The sequence below is a fragment of the Mesorhizobium sp. LSHC412B00 genome (genome assembly GCF_000503035.1).
Classification (GTDB): Bacteria; Pseudomonadota; Alphaproteobacteria; order Rhizobiales; family Rhizobiaceae; genus Mesorhizobium.
Map to the genome: position 1 here is coordinate 210,410 of NZ_AYWB01000008.1, position 14,316 is coordinate 224,725.

16 protein-coding genes are annotated in these 14,316 nt (G+C 63.9%); 7 read left to right on the plus strand and 9 right to left on the minus strand.

Translation table 11 applies throughout. From position 1 onward, the window contains the following. The 5 genes from X757_RS147815 to X757_RS0134190 form a co-directional block, all read right to left on the minus strand. Nucleotides 1-1,566: an amidase gene (locus X757_RS147815; RefSeq protein WP_023726660.1), complete on the minus strand. Its 1,566-nt coding sequence runs from the start codon at nt 1,564-1,566 to the stop codon at nt 1-3. Beyond that, nucleotides 1,566-2,021: a GNAT family N-acetyltransferase gene (locus X757_RS147810; RefSeq protein WP_023726661.1), complete on the minus strand. Its 456-nt coding sequence runs from the start codon at nt 2,019-2,021 to the stop codon at nt 1,566-1,568. Before X757_RS147810 ends, X757_RS147815 begins: the two co-directional genes overlap by 1 nt. 7 nt (nt 2,022-2,028) lie before the next feature. Next, nucleotides 2,029-2,316 (minus strand): Asp-tRNA(Asn)/Glu-tRNA(Gln) amidotransferase subunit GatC, encoded by a 288-nt coding sequence (gene gatC, locus X757_RS147805; protein ID WP_023670999.1) that lies wholly within the window; start codon nt 2,314-2,316, stop codon nt 2,029-2,031. A 110-nt stretch (nt 2,317-2,426) separates the two neighbouring features. Beyond that, complete coding sequence (locus X757_RS147800; protein ID WP_023726662.1) at nt 2,427-2,843, minus strand: hypothetical protein; 417 nt, start codon at nt 2,841-2,843, stop codon at nt 2,427-2,429. A 44-nt stretch (nt 2,844-2,887) separates the two neighbouring features. After that, a complete protein-coding gene (locus X757_RS0134190) occupies nt 2,888-3,595 on the minus strand; it encodes a metal-dependent hydrolase (RefSeq protein WP_023684673.1) in 708 nt (235 codons plus the stop codon). A gap of 165 nt (nt 3,596-3,760) precedes the next feature. Between X757_RS0134190 and ruvX the strand changes: the two genes are divergently transcribed. Continuing rightward, nucleotides 3,761-4,267, plus strand: coding sequence for a Holliday junction resolvase RuvX (gene ruvX / locus X757_RS147795; RefSeq protein WP_023726663.1), 507 nt, complete (start codon nt 3,761-3,763; stop codon nt 4,265-4,267). Here ruvX and X757_RS1000000166675 read toward each other — a convergent pair. From X757_RS1000000166675 to X757_RS147785, 3 genes are all read right to left on the minus strand, one after another. Next, nucleotides 4,185-4,526, minus strand: coding sequence for a DUF6105 family protein (locus X757_RS1000000166675; RefSeq protein WP_084629576.1), 342 nt, complete (start codon nt 4,524-4,526; stop codon nt 4,185-4,187). The genes ruvX and X757_RS1000000166675 overlap by 83 nt on opposite strands. Beyond that, the gene (locus tag X757_RS147790) at nt 4,526-5,113 is read right to left on the minus strand and encodes a hypothetical protein (protein WP_023726664.1); all 588 of its coding nucleotides are present in this window, start codon (nt 5,111-5,113) and stop codon (nt 4,526-4,528) included. Before X757_RS147790 ends, X757_RS1000000166675 begins: the two co-directional genes overlap by 1 nt. A 124-nt stretch (nt 5,114-5,237) precedes the next feature. Further along, entirely contained in the window at nt 5,238-6,866 is a 1,629-nt protein-coding gene (locus X757_RS147785) for a DNA alkylation response protein (RefSeq protein ID WP_023700749.1), read from the minus strand. A 197-nt stretch (nt 6,867-7,063) separates the two neighbouring features. On the opposite strand from X757_RS147785, the gene X757_RS147780 reads away from it, so the two are divergent. Genes X757_RS147780 through dprA form a run of 4 tightly spaced genes read left to right on the plus strand, consistent with a single transcriptional unit; the run spans nt 7,064 to nt 11,095 of the window. Then, a complete protein-coding gene (locus tag X757_RS147780; protein ID WP_023696535.1) occupies nt 7,064-8,026 on the plus strand; it encodes an aspartate carbamoyltransferase catalytic subunit in 963 nt (320 codons plus the stop codon). Beyond that, nucleotides 8,023-9,309, plus strand: coding sequence for a dihydroorotase (locus tag X757_RS147775; RefSeq protein WP_023688600.1), 1,287 nt, complete (start codon nt 8,023-8,025; stop codon nt 9,307-9,309). The genes X757_RS147780 and X757_RS147775 overlap by 4 nt, the downstream gene beginning before the upstream one ends. Before the next feature lie 56 nt (nt 9,310-9,365). After that, nucleotides 9,366-9,971 (plus strand): glycerol-3-phosphate 1-O-acyltransferase PlsY, encoded by a 606-nt coding sequence (gene plsY / locus X757_RS147770; protein WP_023726665.1) that lies wholly within the window; start codon nt 9,366-9,368, stop codon nt 9,969-9,971. Further along, the gene (dprA, locus tag X757_RS147765) at nt 9,968-11,095 is read left to right on the plus strand and encodes a DNA-processing protein DprA (protein ID WP_023726666.1); all 1,128 of its coding nucleotides are present in this window, start codon (nt 9,968-9,970) and stop codon (nt 11,093-11,095) included. Before plsY ends, dprA begins: the two co-directional genes overlap by 4 nt. Before the next feature lie 235 nt (nt 11,096-11,330). Here dprA and X757_RS147760 read toward each other — a convergent pair whose 3' ends face one another. After that, a complete protein-coding gene (locus X757_RS147760) occupies nt 11,331-12,473 on the minus strand; it encodes a hypothetical protein (RefSeq protein ID WP_023726667.1) in 1,143 nt (380 codons plus the stop codon). A gap of 237 nt (nt 12,474-12,710) precedes the next feature. Here X757_RS147760 and X757_RS147755 point away from each other — a divergent pair, with 237 nt between their 5' ends. Together X757_RS147755 and X757_RS147750 are read left to right on the plus strand one after the other, a co-directional pair. After that, complete coding sequence (locus tag X757_RS147755; RefSeq protein WP_023726668.1) at nt 12,711-13,595, plus strand: dihydrodipicolinate synthase family protein; 885 nt, start codon at nt 12,711-12,713, stop codon at nt 13,593-13,595. A 23-nt stretch (nt 13,596-13,618) separates the two neighbouring features. Beyond that, on the plus strand, nt 13,619-14,278 hold the full coding sequence (locus tag X757_RS147750) for a GntR family transcriptional regulator (protein WP_023726669.1): 660 nt from the start codon (nt 13,619-13,621) through the stop codon (nt 14,276-14,278). The last annotated feature ends 38 nt before the right edge of the window (nt 14,279-14,316 follow it).

Below are 14,316 nucleotides of genomic sequence, written 5' to 3' on the forward strand. Positions count from 1 at the left end.
CTACCACCACTTCTCCGGCTGGAAGGTTCCCGCCGCCTGCTCGATGACGGCGGCTGTCTGGAACAGGGTTTCCTCGTCGAAGGGACGGCCAATCAGCTGCAGGCCGAGCGGCAGGCCCTTGGCATCGAGGCCGGCAGGCACGGCAATGCCCGGCAGTCCGGCCATGTTCACGGTCACCGTGAAAATGTCGTTGAGGTACATTTTGACCGGATCGGCGGCCATGTCCTCGTCAGCGATGCCGAAGGCGGCCGACGGCGTCGCCGGCGTCAGGATGACGTCGACGCCGTCGGCAAAAACCGTCTCGAAGTCGCGCTTGATCAAATTGCGCACCTTCTGCGCCTGCAGATAGTAGGCATCGTAATAGCCTGCCGACAGCACATAGGTGCCGATCATGATGCGACGCTTGACCTCCCGACCGAACCCGGCGGCTCGGGTCTTTTCGTACATGTCGACAATGTCCTGGCCCGGCACGCGCAGGCCGTAGCGGACGCCGTCATAGCGCGCCAGATTGGATGACGCTTCGGCGGGCGCAACGATATAATAAGCCGGCAAAGCGTATTTGGTGTGCGGCAGCGAGATGTCGACGATCTCGGCGCCGGCATCCCTGAGCCAGGCAATGCCCTTCTGCCACAGCGCCTCGATCTCTTCCGGCATGCCGTCGACGCGGTATTCCCGGGGAATGCCGACCTTCATGCCCCTGATCGGTTTGCCGATCGCCGCCTCGTAATCCGGCACCGGCCGGTCGACGGAAGTGGTGTCCTTGGCGTCGACCGAGGCCATGGACTTCAGCATGATCGCGGCATCGCGCACGTCCCGGGCGATCGGGCCGGCCTGATCGAGCGACGAAGCGAAGGCGACGATGCCCCAGCGCGAGCAGCGGCCATAGGTCGGCTTGATGCCGACGGTGCCGGTGAAGGCGGCTGGCTGGCGGATCGAGCCGCCGGTGTCGGTGGCGGTGGCGCCGGCGCACAGGAAAGCCGAGACGGCGGAAGCCGAGCCCCCCGACGAGCCCCCCGGCACCAGTTGGGCATTGTCCAGCGTGCGCGCGGTCTTCGTGCCGCCGGCCGAAACGAAACCGCCATCGCCCTGATGCGTGGTCGGCATCACCACCGTGTCGAGGCGCGAACGCCGCCACGGATTGACGACAGGGCCGTAATAGGAGGTCTCGTTGGACGAGCCCATGGCGAACTCGTCCATGTTAAGCTTGCCCAGCATGACGGCGCCGTCTGCCCACAGATTGGCGGTGACGGTCGATTCGTAGCGCGGCTTGAAGCCGTCCAGCACATGGCTGCAGGCCTGGGTGTGGATACCTTCGGTGCCGAACAGGTCCTTGATGCCGAGCGGGATGCCTTCCAGCGCACCGCCCTCGCCCTTGGCGAGCCTGGCGTCGGAAGCTTTGGCCATATCGCGCGCCTTGTCGCCGGTGACGACGATGTAGGCATTGAGCACCGGATTGGCGCGCTCGATGGCACCGAGATAGGCCTCGGTGATTTCGACGGCCGAAATCTCCTTGGCGCGCAGCTTGGCGCGCGCCTGCGAAATTGTCAGATGGGTCAGTTCGCTCATCAAAGGCTCTTTTCGTAAAACACCGACCACTCGGAATCGGGATAATCCAGCACCGGCCCGCAGCGCGAGAAGCCGGCGCGTTCATAGACGGTCCAGGCGGCGGGATGGCGGTCGCCGGTTTCAAGCACCAGGCGCTTCAGCCCTTCGCTGCGCGCCAGCGTTTCGACATGCTCGACGATCTTGGCGCCGATCTTCCTGCCGCGATGCGAGGGCCGCGTGTACATGCGCTTGACCTCACCGACGCGGGCGTCATGGCGCTTCAGCGCGCCGCAACCGATGGCTTGCCCGTCGTCGCGGGCGATGAACACGGTGGTGTCGTCGCCAGCCATCTGCTCAACCGTCAGATGGTAGCAATGCTCCGGCGGCGTCAGTTCGAGCAGCGTCGCGTTGAGCTCCTCGACCAAAGCGCGGACATCGTCCTGCAGCGGCGTTTCGACGGCGATCTCGATTGCCATCGGCCAGCTACTCCACGACCTTCGGCACGAGGAAGAAATTCTCGTCAGTGGCCGGCGCGTTGGCGACGATATCGGCAGCCTTGTTGCCGTCGGTGACGATGTCTTGGCGCTTCTTCATCTCCATCGGGGTCACCGATGTCATCGGTTCGACGCCGGAGACATCGACCTCGTTCAGCTGCTCGACAAAGCCCAGAATGGCGTTCAGCTCGCCGGTCATGCGCTCGGCATCCTCCTCGCTCACCGCAATGCGGGCGAGACGCGCGACGCGCTTCACAGTTTGCAGATCAACGGACATGTCTTTAGCCTTTGGGAAAACCAGATGGCGCTATAGCGGCGTGGCGCGTGCCGCGCAACATCGATCGTGCTTGGGGATAGAGCCCGTTCATGCCAGGGCGGCATTTCAGCCTAGGGCAGCGATACACCCTCGCACAGATAATAGCTGCCGCCATTGCCGGCCTGCTCGCCTTCGTCGGCGGTCGGGCGCACCGAGACGATGTCGATTTGGGTCGCGTTCATCTGCGTGATCGACAGTATATCGGGAAAGAGAAAGCCCGGCTCCTGGCAGATGGCAGTGACCGCCCAGCTCGGCGAGCGCGTCGCCTTGGCGACCTGGACGAACTCGCAATTATACTCGACGCTTTGCAGGCCGTCCGCCGACAAGATGACATTGCCGGTGTCAATCAGCGTCTGCAGCGTGTCCTTTTTGGCTTGCGCGCAAAGCTCCTGGGTCTGGAGGTAAACGCCCTTGATGAAGTCCTCGGCGGCGGATGCGGGCGACGCCGCAACCAGCATCGACACGCAAAGAGTCACTCTCAAGCCCATGGTTTGATTCCCCTTTGCGACAAGGGATCGTTCAAACGATCGCTTTATAGTGTGATCGTTTGGCCGATCGCTGGCAAGGCTACGTCGACACCTGACCCTTCGAGGCCGGCCACGAACTTCTCCGCCGTCGCGTCGATGATCGGGAAGGTGCCGAAATGGCAGGGAACGACCGTGTCGAAGTGGAAGAAGCGCCGGCAGGCCAGGGCCGCCACCGCGCCGCCCATGGTGAAGCGGTCGCCGACCGGCACGAGGCCGATCTTCGGCTCATGCAGTTCCTCGATCAGCGCCATATCGGAGAAGATGTCGGTGTCGCCCATATGGTAGAGCGTCTTGTCCTCCGGGAAATGCAGGACCAGCCCGTTGGGATTGCCGAGGTAGACGTTCTGGCCGCCATCGAGCCCAAACGACGAGGAATGCAGTGCCTGCACGAAGGTGGTGGTGAAGGCACCGCAATCGACGGTGCCGCCATGATTGCCGGGATTGATCTTCTTGCCGTCGACGCCCTTGCCGACCAGGTACATGCAGATCTCGTAATTGGCGACCAGCTGGGCGCCGCTCTTCTTCAGCACCTCCACCGCGCCGCTGACATGGTCACTGTGGCCGTGGGTCAAAAGCACATGGGTGACGCCTTCCGCCGGCCCCTCCCAGCCGCTCGTCCATGATGGGTTGCCGACGAGATAGGGGTCGATCAGGATGGTCGCGCCTGATGTCTCGACGCGGAAGGCGGAATGTCCGTACCAGGTCAATTTCATCGATCGTGTTCCTCGATTTTGGTTGCGCCGGAAGATAGAACGCCGACAGCAAAATTAAAGTGACATAGTGTGCTCGCGGTTCAAAAGAACGTGTCGCGGTCTTTGTTACGGCAAGTCTGGGTCACGGTTAAGACTGGGTCACGGTAAAGCTGGTGGGGAAAGCCGTTGGGCATCATAGCAATCGAGGATCTGCCGTCACGCCTGGAAGGCGGCAGGACGCTGGCCGGGCTCGACCTCGGCGACAAGACGATCGGTGTCGCCGTTTCCGACCGCGGCCTGTCCTTTGCCCATCCCCGCCCGGTCATCCTGCGCAAAAAGTTTTCGCTGGATGCGGCAGCGCTGCTCGCCCAACTGCAGAAGGACAATGTCGGCGCGTTTGTACTCGGTCTCCCCATCAACATGGACGGTTCGGAAGGTCCCCGCGCCCAGAAGTCGCGCGCCTTCGTGCGCAACATGGCAGGTATAACCGACCTGCCCTTCGTGCTGTGGGACGAGCGGCTGTCGACGGTGGCGGCGGAGCGGACGCTGATCGAGATGGATTTCTCGCGCCGAAAGCGCGCCGGCAAGATCGATTCGGCGGCTGCGGCCTTTATTCTGCAGGGAGTTCTGGACCGGCTCCAGTCGCTTGATCCACGCGATCGGACGGAACCGGATTCCCCGCCTGCCGCCTGACCCAGGCCATGATGTTGCGGCGGCGGCGAAACGCCCACAATGCCATCAGCAGGAAGCCGTCGAAGATGCAGGCCCTTGCCACCATGCCCGGAATGATCGCCGGATCGATGCCCAGCATCTGCCCGTAGAGCTGAAACACGAAATCATGCAGCTGCCGGCTGAGCATGACGTAGCCGAAATTGATGTCGTTGAGCGACAGGAAGAACCAGCCCCAGAACAGAGCGAGTGGCGCGGCCCACAATGCGAACAGCGTGCGCATCAGTGACCGTCCCTGCGGCTGGAGCCGCCTCTGCGACCGCTGGGACCAATGTCCGGACGGCCGGAAATGCGCGACAGCAAGGAGCCGTGCGCGGCACCCTTGGCCATGGCATGGGCGGTGGCGCGGCTCTCTGCCTCCCGAGAAACCATGACAGCGAAGACCGACCTCCGCTCGGCCAGCATGGCGACATAGGAGGCCAGAAGTGCCGCCAATTGCACGGCGACAACCAAAAACAGGCCGTTGATGCCTCGCGCTGCGCCGCCGATCAGGATGAGCGACAACACCGCGGATGCCGAAATGAAGGCGGTCCGCGCCACACTGTCGGCTTCGTCCGGGCTCGCTGCGGCGTTAACCAGGCTCTCGACGAAGACCCAGCAAAACAGCACCGCCACGACCAGCAAGGCGATGGCCAGCGGCGCCACGACGGCAGCATTGTCGAGATCGGCCAGACGAGTGTTTTCCACGACGACGCCGAGCACGCCCAGAGCGCCCGCAACGCCGCGGTTTCCATCGACACAGATGAACGCCAGCAGGGCGAAAACCAGCGCCCAGTGCAAGGCCAGAAAGGACGTCAAAATGTGCCGCATGGCATTCCTGCTTTGGTGACAAAGACAGTGGGGTCTGCGGCCTGCGGCTGCAACGGAAACCATTCGTTAAGGTTAACGGCTGTCCACAGGCAGGCAAATTCGTTCACGGCCTGGCGGAAGGCCCTCAATTCACCGGCGGATAGAGCGTGTCGATGATCATGCGCGCATCGTGGCGCGAATCGAGCATGCCATAGGTGTTGCGCCACTGGCCGGCGAGCCGCGTCTCGACGAAGGCGTCCGCAATCCGCCCTGCCCCCAGCCGGCGCAATTCCGCAGCTGCCGCCGACAGCGCCAGCTGTTCGGTCAGCAGGCGGGCCGACCCCTCATCGGTGCCGGCGACCTGCATGGCCGCCTTGAGCACGCCAATGGTTCCGCGTCCGCCGGCGCCGAGATCGCGGTCGATGCCGGCCAGCACCTCCTCGAACAGGCCGGGCGCGCGGCCGAGCACGCGCAGCACGTCGAGCGCCATGACATTGCCTGAGCCCTCCCAGATCGCATTGACCGGGGCTTCGCGGTAGTAGCGGGCGAGCGGCGCTTCCTCGACATAGCCATTGCCGCCGAGGCACTCCATCGCCTCATAGAGCAGTGGCGGCGCGATCTTGCAGACCCAGTATTTGACCACCGGGGTCATGGCGCGGGCAAAAGCAGCCTCGCCGCGGTCGCCGGCAGCCTCGTCGAAGGAGCGCGCCAGTCGGAACGAGAGTGCCGTGGCGGCGGCGACATCGAGCGCCATGTCCGCCAGCACGCGCTGCATAAGCGGCTGTTCGATCAGCGTCGAGCCGGCCACCTGGCGGTGACGGGCGTGATGCACGGCCTCAGCCAGCCCCGCCCGCATGATTGCCGACGAGGCGACGGCGCAGTCGAGCCGGGTCAGCGTGACCATGTCCATGATCGTCTTTATGCCGGCGCCGGGCTCGCCGACCATCTCGCCGATGGCGTTGACGAACTCTACCTCCGATGAGGCGTTGGAGCGGTTGCCGAGCTTGTCCTTCAGCCGCTGAAAGCGGAAGCCGTTGCCGGAACCGTCGCCGAGGATGCGCGGGACGAGAAAGCAGGAAAGCCCTTCAGGCGCCTGTCCAAGCACGAGAAAAGCGTCCGACATCGGCGCCGACATGAACCATTTGTGGCCGGTGAGGCGATAAAAGCCGCTGCCGGCGCGTTCGGCCCGTGTGGTGTTGGCGCGCACGTCGGTGCCGCCCTGCTTTTCGGTCATGCCCATGCCGAGCGTCAGCCCGGTCTTGTCGACCGGCGGCTTCTGACTCTGGTCGTATTTGCGCGTCGTCACGCGCGGCGCCCATTCGCGAAACAGCTTTGGGCTGGCCATCAGGGCGGCCAGCGAAGCGCTGGTCATGGTGATGGGGCAGAGATGCCCGGTCTCGAGTTCGGCGGTCAGGTAGAAACGCGCGGCGCGCACCTGATGGCGACGGCCGATCTCGCTATCGCCGTTTTCCCAGATCGAGGAATGCAGGCCGCCGGCAACCGAGCGGCGCATCAGCGCATGATAGGCCGGATGGAATTCGACGAGGTCGATGCGCCGGCCCTGACGGTCATGCGTGCGGAGCTTCGGCGTCTCGACATTAGCGAGGCGCGCCAGCTCCTGCGCCTCCTGCGTCAGGACGAACCGGCCAAGCCCGTCGAGGTCCTTGCGCACCGGATCGGAAAAACGCTCGGCAAGCTGGATCAGCAACGGATCGCCCCGCCAGGCGTTGCCGCCCGTCAGCGGCGGCGGCTGGTTGGTCACGTCGTCGGTCACGCCCAATCCTTCTGAAAGTAGAAGGGCCTTCTAACGCTAGAAAGGCACTTATCATCATAAGGCTTCGAATCCGAAGCAATCGGCTAGATATAGCCCAAGGCAGGCGGCGCGCGCGACGAAAATACCGGGGAGAAAGGCCGCAATGCCAAGCTGACGCTTGCGGCAAGGAATTCTCCCCCCTATAGCAGCGCCTTGAGATGACCGACGCTTCGTCCCTGCCGCTTTATCCTCACCGCCATCTTCTGGGCATCCGCGATCTTTCCCCCGGTGACATCGAGCTTCTGCTCGACCGGGCCGATCGCGCCGTCGCCATTTCGCGGCAGTCCGAAAAGAAGACCTCGACGCTGCGCGGCCGCACCCAGATCAACCTCTTCTACGAAGCCTCGACGCGCACGCAGTCGTCGTTCGAACTGGCCGGGAAACGGCTCGGCGCCGACGTCATGAACATGTCGGTGGCGAGCTCTTCGGTGAAGAAGGGCGAGACGCTGATCGACACGGCCATGACTCTGAACGCCATGCGCCCCGACATCCTGATCATCCGCCACCAGTCTGCGGGCGCCGCCGCCCTTTTGGCGCAGAAGGTCGGCTGCTCGGTGGTCAATGCCGGCGACGGCGCGCATGAACACCCGACGCAGGCGCTGCTCGACGCGCTGACCATCCGCCGCGCCAAGGGGCCGCTGTCGAAACTGATCGTAGCGATCTGCGGCGACATCCTGCATTCGCGCGTTGCGCGTTCCAACATCATGCTCTTGAACGCGCTTGGCGCGCAGGTGCGGGTCGTGGCGCCGTCGACGCTGCTGCCCACCGGCATCGAGAAAATGGGCGTCATCGTCTCGCGCTCGATGGCCGAGGGCCTCAAGGGCGCCGACGTGGTGATGATGCTGCGCCTGCAGCGCGAGCGGATGGAAGGCGCCTTCGTGCCTTCGGTACGCGAATATTTCCGCTATTTCGGCCTCGATGCCGAAAAGCTGAAGGCCGCCAAGGACGGCGCGCTGGTGATGCATCCCGGGCCGATGAACCGCGGCGTCGAGATTGCGTCCGAAATCGCCGACGGGCCGCAAAGCGTCATCCAGGAACAGGTCGAGATGGGTGTCGCCGTGCGTATGGCGGTGATGGAAGCGCTGCTCGACCCGCGCCGCAACGAGGGCCGGAGCGCATGAGCACCACGGTCTTTGAGCGCGCCCGCATCGTCGACCCGTCACGCGGCATCGACGAGATCGGCACCGTCATCGTCGACGGGAAAAAGATCGTTGCCGCCGGCAAGGCTGCCCTGAACCAGGGCCTGCCGGCGGGAGCCACCGTGGTCGACTGCGCCGGCAAGGCGATCATTCCCGGCCTGATCGACGCGCGTGTCTTCATCGGGGAACCGGGCGGCGAACATCGCGAGACCATCGCTTCGGCCAGCGTTGCGGCGGCGGCCGGCGGCGTCACCTCCGTCGTTATGATGCCCGACACGGACCCGGTGATCGACAATGTCGCGCTGGTCGAATTCGTGCTGCGCACCGCCAAGGACACGGCAAGCGTCAACATCTTTCCGGCGGCGGCGATCACCAAGGGGCTGGCCGGCCGCGAGATGACAGAGTTCGGCCTGCTGCGCGAAGCCGGCGCGGTCGCCTTCACAGATGGGCGGCACACAATATCCAGCGCGCTGGTGATGCGCCGGGCGCTGACCTATGCCCGCGATTTCGGCGGCGTCATCGCACATGAGACACAGGATGGCGACCTCGCTTCGGCAGGCGTGATGAATGAAGGCCTGTATGCCAGCTGGCTCGGCCTTGCCGGCATTCCGCGTGAGGCCGAGTCCATCCCGCTGGAGCGCGACCTGGCGCTGGCACGGCTGACGCGCGGCGCCTACCACGCGGCCAAGATCTCGACGGCGATGGCAGCGCAAGCGATGACACGCGCGAAAGCCGACAAGGCCAATGTCACGGCGGGCGTGGCGATCCACAATCTGTCGCTGAACGAGAACGATGTCGGGGAATACCGCACCTTCTTCCGGCTGACGCCGCCTTTGCGCGCGGAGGAAGACCGGCTGGCCATGATCGAAGCGGTCAAGGACGGCACGATCGACATCATCGTCTCCTCGCACGACCCGCAGGATGTCGACACCAAGCGCCTTCCCTTCGCCGATGCAGCTGCCGGCGCGATCGGGTTGGAGACGCTGCTTGGAGCAGCGCTTCGGCTCTACCACAATGGCGACGTGCCGCTACTTCGGCTGGTCGAAACACTGTCCACCGCACCAGCAAGGCTGTTCGGCCTGCCGGGCGGCACGCTGAAGCCGGGAGCGCCGGCCGATCTTGCGCTGATCGACCTTGAAGAACCCTGGATCGTGAGTGAAAGCGGCATCCGCTCGCGCTCGAAAAACACCTGCTTCGAAGGTGCGCGGCTGCAAGGCATGGTCTTGCAAACGCTGGTGGCGGGCCGCACAGTGTTTTCGAGCTAGAGCGATCGCGCCACGTCGCAGACCGATATGTTGCTGGGGAAATGCGGGGGCAAACAATGAGTTATAACGTTATCCTGGCATTGCTGTTCGGCTATCTCCTCGGCTCGATTCCCTTCGGCCTCTTGATCACCCGCGCGGCCGGCCTCGGCGATGTGCGCAAAATCGGCTCCGGCAATATCGGCGCCACCAACGTTCTGCGCACCGGCAACAAGGGCCTCGCCGCCGCGACGCTGGTGCTCGACGCGTTGAAGGGTACGGCGGCGGTGATGATCGCGCGCCATTTTGGACACGACTACGGACTGTGGGCCGGCCTTGGACTCTGGGCGGGCCTTGGCGCCTTCCTTGGCCATCTGTTTCCGGTCTGGCTCAGTTTCAAGGGCGGCAAGGGCGTGGCGACCTATCTCGGCGTGCTGATCGCGCTCGGCTGGCATGTGGCGCTGATTTTTATCGTCGTCTGGCTGGCGATGGCTTTTCTGTTTCGCTATTCCTCGCTGGCAGCGCTGACGGCGGCGGTCATCGTGCCGATCGCGCTTTATTTCTGGAGCACACCTGAGACCGCCGGGCTGTTCCTGGTGATGAGCCTGATCGTCATCTTCAAACATCGCGCCAACATTTCGCGCCTTCTTGCCGGCACCGAAGGCAAGATCGGAGCCAAGGGTTGAGCAAGCCCGCCGCCGGGCCGCGCCTCAGCGACCGGCAGCGGCTGAGCTGGCTGCGGCTGATCCGCACACAAAATGTCGGCCCGGCCTCGTTTCGCGAATTGATCAACCGCTTTGGTTCGGCGGAGGCGGCGTTGGAGATGCTGCCCGAGCTGATGATTTCGGGCGGAGCCAAAAGGATCATGCGCATTCCTTCCGTGGAGGAAGCCGAAGCGGAACTCGACGCAGCCAGTGAAAACGGCGCCCGCTTCGTCGGCATCGGCGAGGCCGACTACCCGCCGATGCTGAAAAACATGGACAATCCGCCGCCACTGATTGCCGTGAAGGGCGAGGCAGCCGTCTTTCGCCTGCCGGCGGTGGCCATCGTCGGCGCCCGCAACGCGTCGCTCGCCGGCATCAAGATGGCGCGCATGCTGGCGGCGGATCTTGGCCGCGACGGCTACGTCATCGTTTCCGGCCTGGCGCGCGGCATCGACACGGCAGCACACCAGGGCAGTCTCTCGACTGGTACAGTGGGTGTGCTGGCCGGTGGGCTCGATGTCCCCTACCCGCCCGAAAATATCGGCTTGTGCGAAGACATTGCCGAGCGTGGCGGCGCCGTTATTTCGGAAATGCCGTTCGGCTGGCAGCCGCGGGCGCAGGATTTTCCGCGCCGCAACCGGCTTGTCGCGGGCGCCGCCCTCGGACTGGTGGTCATCGAAGCTGCGCAACGCTCCGGCTCGCTGATCAGCGCGCGCCTGGCCGGCGAGATGGGCCGGCTGGTCTTTGCCGTACCGGGTTCGCCGCTCGATCCGCGCTGCGCCGGCTCCAACGGCCTGCTCAAGGACGGCGCCACCCTGGTCACCGAGGCGGCAGATGTTTCCGGTGCGATCGCACCATTGGCGGGCACGCGAACGCGAAGCATTGCGCCGCCAGAAAAGGCACCCGATTATTCGGCAACTCCCCCGCCCGGTGAGGACGAACGCAGCGGCGTGATCGAGGTGCTGGGCCCAACGCCGGTGGGCGTGGACGAGATCATCCGCCACACCGGCCTCAACGCCGCGCAAGTCTCCATGGTGCTGCTGGAACTCGACCTTGCCGGCCGCATCGAGCGCCATGCCGGCGGCAATGTCTCACTGGTTTCGTGACGTTCCAGCCGATCCCGCCGCACGTCGGCCGCAACTCACGCGTCGAGGGTCACGCCGGCGGCGCCAACCTCGGTATAGTCGCCAACGCCGGTACAGATGCCACCGTAGGGTATTTTCCAGGCGGCTCCCGGAAAAGCACTCCGCCATTCCAGGGCTCTCCGTTGCACTGACGATCACGCTCGCAATGGCATACTCGACAGCTGACGAAAACCGGGCTCGACAGTCTGCGCATCAGTCAGCGGAACAGATACTTCGATACCTCCGGATTGCCACGGCGCCACATCACATTGTCGAGAAAATAATGGTGCACATTGATGAAGATGAGCACGATGAAGAAGAACAGCGATGACCCCAGCACTTGCCTGTCATAGGGAATCAAAGCCGTCAGCGCGGATGGGATCAGCCAGAAGCCGAGATAGCCAAGGGCCGTGCCGCCGACGATGAAGCCGAGGAGCCGAAACCTGTAGAGGGGGCCAAGAAAGGACAGGATTTTCGGCTGCGGATCGCGTTCGGCATCGGAGCTGTCACGCTCAACATTGGTCTGATAGCGCCAGACCACGGCGAGGTACTGCAGCGAGTGGAGCGCCGGCACGATCAGCAGCCAGAGCGGATTTATTCTCACAATCAGGATCCAGAGATAGAGCGACGCGACGTAGGCCACGATGCCGTTATAGGGCAGCTTGCCACCGTTCTTTCGCCAGCGATTGACCAGCATCAAAAGCGTAGCCGCCGTCGAAGCAATGGCTGCCAGCAAGGCGATGTCGGTGATCCAGGAAGGGACCGCGAAGGTGTAATAGTCGAGGCCGTAATATTTGCCTTGGGTGACCGCCGTATTCGTCTGCAGCCATGCCAGGATCCACACCGCATAGGAGTTCACCAGCAGCACCTTCTTGTCGCGGTCGTCGAAGAATTTGCGCTTCAGCACCGCATCCACCATCAGCATGCCGTAGCCCTGCTTGACGTAGTGCCAACCGACAAAAAAGAACATGGCGTTGGTGGCATAGCCGAGCAGGCGCGTGTTCGCCGCCGCGGCGCCATAGGCAAAGAACCCGGCCATGACCAGGGGCACGACAATGCCCGCGAAGATGTAGCGGAGCTGCAGGCTCCTGTCGTAGCCGTCGCCCGTCACCTTGCGCCCGAAATTGCGGTAGAAGAGCTGGTAGGAGTGGGCGAAGTGGGGATAGTTCACGAGATAGGCCACGAAGACCATCGTTGCGGCCACCGGACCTTCATATTCGAGCGGAACGAGAAACAGCACCGGCAGGATGAGAAAGGCGCTGCCGCCCAGCATGAGGAAATCGGCGACCGGGCCGAAGAGGTATTTTTGAGGCGCCGCCGCCTTAGGAGCGACAGCATCCGCCGAAAGCTGAAGTGTCATGTCAGAACCTCCCCTGGGAAGGCTGAGTTTAGCCATCGACTGGAATGGGGACAAGCTTGGAGCTGCCGCTCCGCGCCCGAACACTGGACCATCCTGCTGTTTCGCCAATGGTCTCGATCCGCCATGGGCTTCGAACCTGTGAAGGCCCTCCGCCGTTAAAAAAGCGCACCACCCCAATTTACGACTAACATGTTAGTGTGCTAGCACGGCATACACACCTACTTCGGAGACCTTCCGGTGACATCACGCTTTGGCCTTTCGGCCGCTCTCGCCACGCCTTTCGATGCCCGCGGGCAGATCGCCACCGATCCCATGATCGCTCAGGCCAAAAGTTGCCTGGCGCAGGGTTGCGGCAGCGTGACGCTTTTCGGCACCACAGGGGAAGGCGCGTCGGTGGGCACGACGGAGCGGCGGTCGGTGACCGAAGCCATGCTGGCTGCTGGAATCTTGCCGCATCAACTCGTTGCCGGCGTGCTGGTCGACGCCGCCGAAGACGCCGCCGAACAGGCACAGCATGCCTTGCAGCGAGGCGCCCGAAACATTCTGCTGGCCCCGCCGAGCTACTTCAAGAATGTCGGCGAGGACGGCCTTTTCGGCTGGTTCTCCGCCGTCTTTGCCGCGCTCGGCCCCCTCGCCCGTGACGTGCTGCTCTACAACATCCCTTCGGTTACCATGGTGCAGCTTTCGCTTGGCCTGATCGGCCGGTTGCGCACTGCTTTTCCCGACGTGGTCGCCGGGGTCAAGGATTCCGGTGGAAATTGGAGCTACAGCGAGGCGCTGCTTGCCGCCCATGGCGATCTGGTGATCCTGATCGGCGATGAAAGGCATCTGGCGCGTGCGGTGCGACTGGGTGCTCAAGGCGCAATCTCGGGCATGGCCAATTTCGTCCCGGGCGAAATCCGCGCCATGGCCGAGGACGGGCGCGACGATCCTCGCGTCGAGAGTTTTGTGCTCGAATTGCTCAAATATCCGGTCACCCCGGCGGTAAAGGTGATGGTGGCGCGTAAGACCGGCGACGAGCGCTGGCTGGCGGTCCGTCCGCCGCTGGAGCCGATCGCGTTGCAAGGGCAGCAGCAGCTTGCCTCAGCCTATGACAGCTTGTTTGCCAGGGAACCGGCCTGACCGGCAAAGGGAAGCGCGCCGAAATGGAAGACGGCAACGAACCGACCACCCTCAGGGAGAAGGCCTATGCCAGCTTCACGCGGCATTTGCTGGCGCGCGACTTCAAGCCGGGCCAGTTCGTGTCGCAACGTGAGCTGGTTGCCTTCACCGGACTGCCGCTCGGCGCCATTCGCGAGATCGTGCCGCGTCTCGAGGCGGAAGGACTGCTGACGACCATTCCGCAGCGCGGCATGCAGATCGCCCATATAGACATCAGCCTGATCCGCGAGGCCTTTCAGTTCCGCCTGTTCATGGAGCGTGAAGCGGTGGCGCTGTTTACGGTCAGCGCCTCCGACGCCGAGCTTGCCCGCTTGCGGCGCGAGCATGAGGACATGCTTGCCCGGGCGCTGGAGCAGACCCCGACGCCGGAGATGGAGGCCAAGGCGCAGACCATCGACTGGGCCATGCACGACACGTTCATCGATGCGCTGGGCAACGAGATCATCGCCAAGGCCTATCTGGTCAATTCGGTGAAGATCCGCCTGATCCACCAGGAGCGGTTCCGTATCGACGGGCGCGTCGTGCCGGTCATGCGCGAGCACCTGGCGGTGATCGAAGCCATGGAGAGCCGCGATCCAGGGAAGGCGGTCGAGGCGATCAGTCTGCATATCGACAAGGCGCGCCGGCTGGCGCTGCAGATCTGAGGAAACCTGAGCCGCACCGCGGTCCGCGATGCAATCGA